A 6,877-nucleotide genomic window follows, 5' to 3' on the forward strand; every position below is an offset into this window, starting at 1 on the left:
AATGCAGGAAACCCGCTGGCCACGACCCGGTCAGCGGGTTTCTTGTTGCGCGGGGATCTAGTTGGCCGCGTAGCCGGTGACCGGGCCCTCAGTGTGCGGCTTCCAGCCCAGCGCGGGGGCCACGTGGGTGGCAAAGTTCTCCAGGATCTTCACGTTGACGTCCACGCCCATGCCGGTGGGGATGGTGATCAGCAGCGTGTCAGCGGCCATAACGGCCGGGTCGGCCTTGAGCTGCTCGATGAGCTTGTCCGGCTCGGCGGCGTAGGTACGGCCGAAGGTGGACGCGCCCACGTCCGGCAGCACCCCGACCTGGTCGGAGCCCGAGGCCTGCATGCCGAACATCTGCATATCGGCGCCGTCGACGATGGGGAAGATGGAGCGGGAGACGGACACGCGCGGGGTCCAGTCGTGGCCCGCTTCCTTCCAGGCGGCCCGGTAGCGGTTGATCTGTTCCACTTGGATTTCTCCCAAGGTTTGGGCGGTGGTCTCGGAAACCAGGGTGGAAGACATCAGGTTGAGCCCGTCTTTGGCGGTCTGCTCCGCCGAAGCGTGGGTGCCCGAGCCGTAGAAGATGTGCTTGCGCAGCTCAGGTGCAATGGGGAAGACCGGCAGAGCGGAGCCGGGCTGGAACATGTTGGGATACTGGCGGTCAAGGGGTGCGGCGGTGGCGAAGCCGTTGCCGTCGACCGCGGCCATGAAGGTTTCCAAGTGGGCGCGCGCCACGTCCGCACCATTGGAGGCCTCGCCCCTGTAGCCGAAGGCCTCCCAGCCGCGCTCAGCTACCTCGGGAGCGCCACGCGAGACACCCAGGGCCACGCGGCCGCCGGAAAGTTGGTACAGGGAGGCGGCCTCTTCGGCGAGGTAGAGGGGGTTTTCGTAGCGCATGTCGATCACGCCGGTGCCCACCTCGATGTGCTTGGTGGTGGCGGCGACAGCACCCAGCAGCGGCATCGGGGCGGAGGCCTGCGGCACGAAGTGGTGGACGCGGAAAGACGCGTTGTTCACGCCGATCTCGTCTGCGGCCTGGGCGATCTCCAGGTGGATCTTGGCGATCTTTTCCGCGGACGGGCCGCGCTGGCCGCCGAAGGCGTAGTGCCCGAAGCTCAAGAAACCGAATGCCTTCATTGCTCAACACTCCTTGTTGGTGACGTATCAACAAATAGGGTAATGCTTTACCCGCAAATTGTCACGGGTCGTGCCGGGTTGGGCGACACGTTCTGGGCAGGGCTCCAAACAGAAGGCGTTAATCTCCCGCGCGAGAGCAATCTGAGTTCTAGTGCTCGCTGGCCGTTGAGTTACAGGAACGTCCAGGCTGTTTAAAAGTTTCGTAGGGGCCGTTTAATGCTGCTCAATGCCAGGTAGGTTGGCGCGCATGATCTCGAAGACTGTAAAGACGTTGTCCGCCGCAACTGCTCTCGCCGCCCTCGCTGGCGGCTTTATTGGCGCAGGAACCGCCAACGCGCAGATGTCATCCAGCGGTCCCGCCGACATTGAGGGCTGGACCCACATGGGGTGGTCTGCGTTTAGCGGCTCTGTCATCAACAAGGACGGCAACTACGTGCTCCTGCGCGACCTGCCGGCGGGCGCTAAGCCGCTCACAGGCGCGGACGCGAAGGCGGCCCTTGCGGGGCCGCTGAACGCGAAGGGCGACGGCACCATCAGCTTGAGCTTCGGCCAGGACGGAAAGCTGTCCTTCTACGACGGCTGCAATGCCGGAAGTGCGCCCTATACGCTGGATGACGGTGGCACCGTGAAAGTCGGCAACCTTGCCGTCACCCAGCGCCTGTGCGACCCGACGACGATGAACAAATCCGACGAGGTCAAGGCGATGCTGCAGGCCAAGCCGGCCGTGTACCGGATTGACAAGACCACCGTCGCACTCGTCGCGCAGGGCAAGGCCCTGGAACTCGTGAAGTAGCTTGTGGTTTTGGCGTTGCCTCAAACCCCTTGAAGCTCGGTTTCGGGCGAAGAAGAACAGCCGGGCACCCAGAAGGACGCAGACGACCTGAAGTCCGTGCTGGAAACCGGTCTGCAGCTGTTCCAGTTCGACGCGTCCACGCTGTTCGCTTCCGGCCAGGGCCACGGCATCGAGTTTCAGTAGATGCACGGCCATACCTTCCAGTAGCGCACTCGAGTGGTGCGAGATAGATAACCGAAAAGCCCCAGGTCGCAGACTCGGCCTGGGGCTTTCAGTGGCACTGGGGCCTTAGACGGCGACTTCGAACGGCGCCTCGGTGGCCTCCCGTACAGATTCGATCGTCTCACCGGGGGCGACCTCGGTCAGGGTGAGGCCTTGCTTCTCGTCCACGGTGAACACGGCGAGGTTGGTGATGATCTGGTCCACGCACTTCGCCCCCGTCAAAGGGAGGCGGCACTCGGGCAGCACTTTGGAGTCGCCCTTCTTGGTGGTGTGCTCCATAAGCAGGATGACCTTTTTCGCGCCGTGCCGTCTTGGATGCCTGGGGGATCTCTGAGGAGGACCCCCGCCTCAATCCGCTTGGATCGGGCATCTCGCTGGGCCACCCGGTGGGGGCGACCGGTGCGCGGATGGTGGTCACCGCAGCGCATCGCATGCGTCGGACCGGTGCGCACCGGGCCCTGGTGACCATGTGCATCGGTGGCGGCCAAGGCCTTGCTGCGGTGATCGAGCGGGCGTAGTTACGGGCCGAGTTTGGCAGTCTAGTTTGGGTAGCCTAATGTGGGTCAGGTAACCCTTACCTAAGCATCTGAATGGAAGGACGGCCATGACTCGTTTTCCACGTACCGCTCTGATCGCCCTCGCGGCCGCTGGCACCCTCGCGCTAGGTGCCTGCTCTACCTCCGAGTCCGGCACGGATACCGCCGCTGGTTCAGAAACCGCGGCGACCGAAGGGGCGTCGGCAAGCAATGATGCTTCTGAAGGCACCGTGACCCTTACCGACAACTACGGCGAGAAGACCGTGCCCAGCCCGCCGAAGCGGGTAGTCGCCCTGGACAACCGCTCTTTCGAGCTGCTGGATTCCTGGGGCATTAAGCCCGTCGCTGCGCCGCGGGACATCGTGCCCAATTCCATCCCGGGCATCGCGGACGATGAGGACATCCTCAACATTGGCAACCACCGCGAGCCGAACCTGGAAGCCATCGTCGCCGCCGACCCGGACGTGATCATCTCCGGCCAGCGCTTTGAAAAGTTCGACGAAGAACTGCAGAAGCTGGTCCCCGACGCCACGTTGCTGGACTTCGAGCCGCGCGAAGGCGAGCCGATCGACCGCGAAATCATCCGCCAGACCCTGGAGCTGGGCGATGTCTTTGGCAAGCAGGCCGAGGCTGAGCAGGCAGTCCAGGAATTCACCGAGGCTGTCCAGCGCGCCCGCAACGCCTACGACCCGGAGCAGAAGGTCATGGCCTTGAACGTCTCTGGCGGCGAGATTGGCTACGTCGCCCCGGGCGTGGGCCGAGTGTGGGGCCCGCTGTTCGACCTGATCGGCTTCACCCCGGCGCTGGAGGTGGCTAACGCCTCCGACGACCACCAGGGTGACGACATTTCTGTCGAAGCCATCGCCAACGCCAACCCGGACTGGCTGCTCGTGCTGGACCGCGACGCGGGCGTGAAGTCCATCACCGACTCCCCGGAAGCGCTGTCTGTGATCAACGACTCCGCGCCGCTGAAGAACGTCACCGCAGTTAAGGACGGCCACGTCTACGTCGCTCCGGCGGACACCTACACCAACGAGTCCATCTACACCTACACCGAGATCCTCAACCAGATCTCCGAGCAGTTCGAGGCCGCCAAATAGCACCCGCTGAGCAGGCAAGTAATCTGTCTCCGATGACTGATACAACGACCACCACCCGCCCCAAGCTTCTGGACTGGAAGCTCGGGGCGGGTGTCGTCCTTGTTTTAGGCCTACTAGTCGCCTCTTTGGCGGTGGGGCAGTACGACATCCTGGGCACCGAGGACGGCTGGGAAATGTTCCGCGCCACCCGCGTGCCGCGCACGATCGCGCTGGTGCTCGCCGGTGCGGCCATGGCGATGAGCGGGCTGATCATGCAGATGCTCACGCAAAACCGCTTCGTCGAACCCACCACCACCGGCACTACCGAGTGGGCCGGGTTGGGTCTGCTCGCATCGTTTCTACTCTTCCCGGACGGCTCCGTGATGACGCGCATGCTGCTCGCTGTGGGTGCTGCATTCATCGGCACCATGGTGTTCTTCGCGTTCCTGCGCCGCGTGACGTTGCGCTCCAGTCTGGTGGTGCCCATCGTGGGCATCATGCTCGGTGCGGTGGTCAGCGCGGTGTCCACCTTCATCGCGCTCCAGACTGACCTGTTGCAGTCGCTCGGGGTCTGGTTCGCCGGCTCGTTCACCAGCGTGATCGCCGGCCAGTACGAGATCCTCTGGGTCGTGCTGCTCGTGGTCATCGCAGTGTTCTTCTACGCCGACCGCCTCACCGCCGCCGGTTTGGGCGAAGACATCGCCACCAACATCGGCCTGAACTACAACCGCATCGTGCTCGTGGGCACCAGCCTCGTCGCGGTCGCCACCGGAGTGGTCACGGTTGTCGTGGGCAACCTCCCATTCCTCGGGCTCATCGTCCCCAACATCGTGAGCATGCTGCGTGGCGACGACCTCCGGTCCAACCTGCCCTGGGTCTGCCTCGCCGGCATCGGCGTTGTGACGCTGTGCGACCTGCTCGGACGCATCGTCATCGCACCGTTCGAGATGCCGGTGTCTGTGATCCTCGGCGTGGTCGGTGCTGCGGTCTTTATCGCTCTCATTGTCAAGCGGGGTCAGTATGCGTGAGGTCGGGGCGTTCCAAACGTCGCAAAGCAAAACGCGTTACTGGCTGGTAACCACCGTCCTTGCGGTGGCCGCGCTGCTGTTCACCGCGGGCCTGCTGTCTTGGGGAAACCCCATGGACTTCGGCACCCGCGGGTACTGGCTGATCGCGCAGCGCCGTATGAACTCCGTCATCGCAATGGCGGTGGTGGCGATCTGCCAGGCCACGGCCACAGTGGCGTTCCAAACGGTGACGAACAACCGCATCATCACCCCGTCCATCATGGGCTTCGAATCGCTGTACGTGGCCATTCACACCTCAACCGTGTACTTCCTCGGCGCAGCCGGGTTGAATAACGCCCGCACGCTGGAGATGTTCGTGGTGCAGCTGGTCTTGATGGTGGGGCTGAGCCTGATCCTCTACACGTGGCTGCTCGCCGGCGACAACCCGAACATGCACGCCATGTTGCTCATCGGCATCGTGCTCGGCGGGGGACTGGGCAGCGTGTCGACGTTTATGCAGCGCCTGCTCACCCCCAGCGAGTTCGACGTGCTCACCGCCCGACTGTTCGGCTCGGTGAACAACGCGGACCCGGCCTACTACCCGCTGGCCGTACCGTTGGTGCTGGTGGCAGCCGGATTGATGTACGTGAATTCTCGCCGGCTCAACGTGCTGGGCCTCGGTCGCGACGTGGCAGTGAACTTGGGCGTGAGCCACAAAAAGCACGCGGTGTTCACGCTGGTGCTGGTCTCGGTTCTGATGGCGGTTTCTACCGCGCTGGTCGGGCCGATGACTTTTCTCGGGTTCCTGGTGGCCACGCTTGCGTACCAATTCGCGGACACCTACGACCACCGTTACGTGTTCCCCATGGCAGCGCTGCTCGGCTACTGCATTCTGGCGGGCGCGTACTTCACCATGAACCACATCTTCTACGCCCAGGGCGTCGTCTCCATCATCATTGAGCTGGTCGGTGGTCTGACGTTCCTTATCGTTGTCCTACGGAAGGGGAGACTGTGATCGAGCTCAACGAGGTAAGCAAAGCCTACGGCGACGACACCGCCATCGGGCCGGTCTCACTCCAAATCCCGGCCGGCGGCATCAGTGCTTTGGTGGGGCCGAACGGCGCCGGCAAGTCAACACTTCTGACCATGATCGGCCGGCTTCTAGCGCTGGATTCCGGCTCCGTGCGCATCGGGCAGATGGACGTGTCCTCCTCGAACCCGAAGGACCTGGCCAAAGTGGTCTCCATCCTGCGGCAGGAAAACCACTTTGTCACCCGCCTGACCGTGCGCCAGCTGGTCGGCTTCGGCCGTTTCCCGTACTCGGGCGGGCGTCTGACCGGGGCGGATGAGGAAATCATCTCCCGCTACATCGACTTCTTCGGGCTGCGCGACCTCGAGCACCGCTACTTGGACCAGCTTTCCGGTGGTCAGCGTCAGCGCGCATACGTTGCCATGGTGCTTTGCCAGGAGACGGACTACGTGCTTCTCGACGAGCCGTTGAACAACCTGGACATCTCCCACTCCGTGGAAATGATGCAGCACCTGCACTCCGCGGCCCGCGAGTTCGGACGCACCATCGTGATCGTGCTGCATGACATCAACTTCGCAGCCCGCTACGCGGACTACATCTGCGCCGCCAAGGACGGGCAGGTATTTGCCTTCGGCACGGTGGAGGAGATCATGCGCGACGATCTGCTCACCGAAATCTTCAATACCCCGGTGCAAGTGATTGATGGCCCGCATGGGCCTATTGCCGCCTATCACTAAAATCCGTATTTACCTGCTGGTTTGTGCAGCGTTTGGGTTCGTGGTTATATATCCATCCGTTGCTTCCGAGCGGTTCGGCTGGTCGGAGGGAATGGTTTTAAGTGAATAGGGGTTACCGTCTGGTTAACCGGGGTTTAACGTGAGTTTGACTTTTGGTTGGTTGGTTGTGTAGCTTCTAGCGAAGTCGCTTTGCTGGCTGGGACGGTGTGTTCTGGTTGGTGGGGTGTGCTGGTGTTGTTTGAGAACTCGATAGTGTGCCAATGTACTTTTGTTGCGTGGGTGTGTTTGCCTGCCTTGTTGTGCACTGTGTTGGTGTGTGCCTGTGTTTGGGTGTGTGCCGGTGGTGGC

The 6,877-nt window shown here is 62.8% G+C and carries 6 protein-coding genes and 2 pseudogenes; 6 read left to right on the forward strand and 2 right to left on the reverse strand.

Annotated elements, in window-relative coordinates; genetic code table 11:
* Positions 1–57: 57 nt before the first annotated feature.
* Positions 58–1,125, reverse strand: a complete 1,068-nt coding sequence (locus tag HMA55_RS10810; RefSeq protein ID WP_181193048.1) for an LLM class flavin-dependent oxidoreductase — start codon at positions 1,123–1,125, stop codon at positions 58–60.
* 247 nt (positions 1,126–1,372) lie between these two features.
* Between HMA55_RS10810 and HMA55_RS10815 the strand changes: the two genes are divergently transcribed.
* On the forward strand, positions 1,373–1,918 hold the full coding sequence (locus tag HMA55_RS10815) for an META domain-containing protein (protein WP_181193049.1): 546 nt from the start codon (positions 1,373–1,375) through the stop codon (positions 1,916–1,918).
* A 288-nt stretch (positions 1,919–2,206) separates the two neighbouring features.
* Here the strand turns inward: HMA55_RS10815 and HMA55_RS10820 are convergent.
* A pseudogene (locus HMA55_RS10820) lies at positions 2,207–2,446 on the reverse strand (CoA-transferase); the annotation flags it as partial.
* Between HMA55_RS10820 and HMA55_RS10825 the strand changes: the two are divergent.
* The 5 genes and pseudogenes from HMA55_RS10825 to HMA55_RS10845 all read left to right on the forward strand — a co-directional run.
* A pseudogene (locus tag HMA55_RS10825) lies at positions 2,446–2,658 on the forward strand (acetyl-CoA C-acyltransferase); the annotation flags it as partial. The pseudogenes HMA55_RS10820 and HMA55_RS10825 overlap by 1 nt on opposite strands.
* An 86-nt stretch (positions 2,659–2,744) precedes the next feature.
* Positions 2,745–3,776: a siderophore ABC transporter substrate-binding protein gene (locus HMA55_RS10830; protein WP_181193051.1), complete on the forward strand. Its 1,032-nt coding sequence runs from the start codon at positions 2,745–2,747 to the stop codon at positions 3,774–3,776.
* Between the two features lie 32 nt (positions 3,777–3,808).
* The gene (locus tag HMA55_RS10835) at positions 3,809–4,783 is read left to right on the forward strand and encodes an ABC transporter permease (protein WP_181193052.1); all 975 of its coding nucleotides are present in this window, start codon (positions 3,809–3,811) and stop codon (positions 4,781–4,783) included.
* Entirely contained in the window at positions 4,776–5,777 is a 1,002-nt protein-coding gene (locus HMA55_RS10840; protein WP_181193053.1) for an iron chelate uptake ABC transporter family permease subunit, read from the forward strand. Before HMA55_RS10835 ends, HMA55_RS10840 begins: the two co-directional genes overlap by 8 nt.
* A complete protein-coding gene (locus HMA55_RS10845; RefSeq protein WP_181193054.1) occupies positions 5,774–6,529 on the forward strand; it encodes an iron ABC transporter ATP-binding protein in 756 nt (251 codons plus the stop codon). Before HMA55_RS10840 ends, HMA55_RS10845 begins: the two co-directional genes overlap by 4 nt.
* Positions 6,530–6,877 lie beyond the last annotated feature (348 nt).

The organism is Corynebacterium wankanglinii, assembly GCF_013601005.1.
GTDB classification, from domain to species: Bacteria; Actinomycetota; Actinomycetes; order Mycobacteriales; family Mycobacteriaceae; genus Corynebacterium; species Corynebacterium wankanglinii.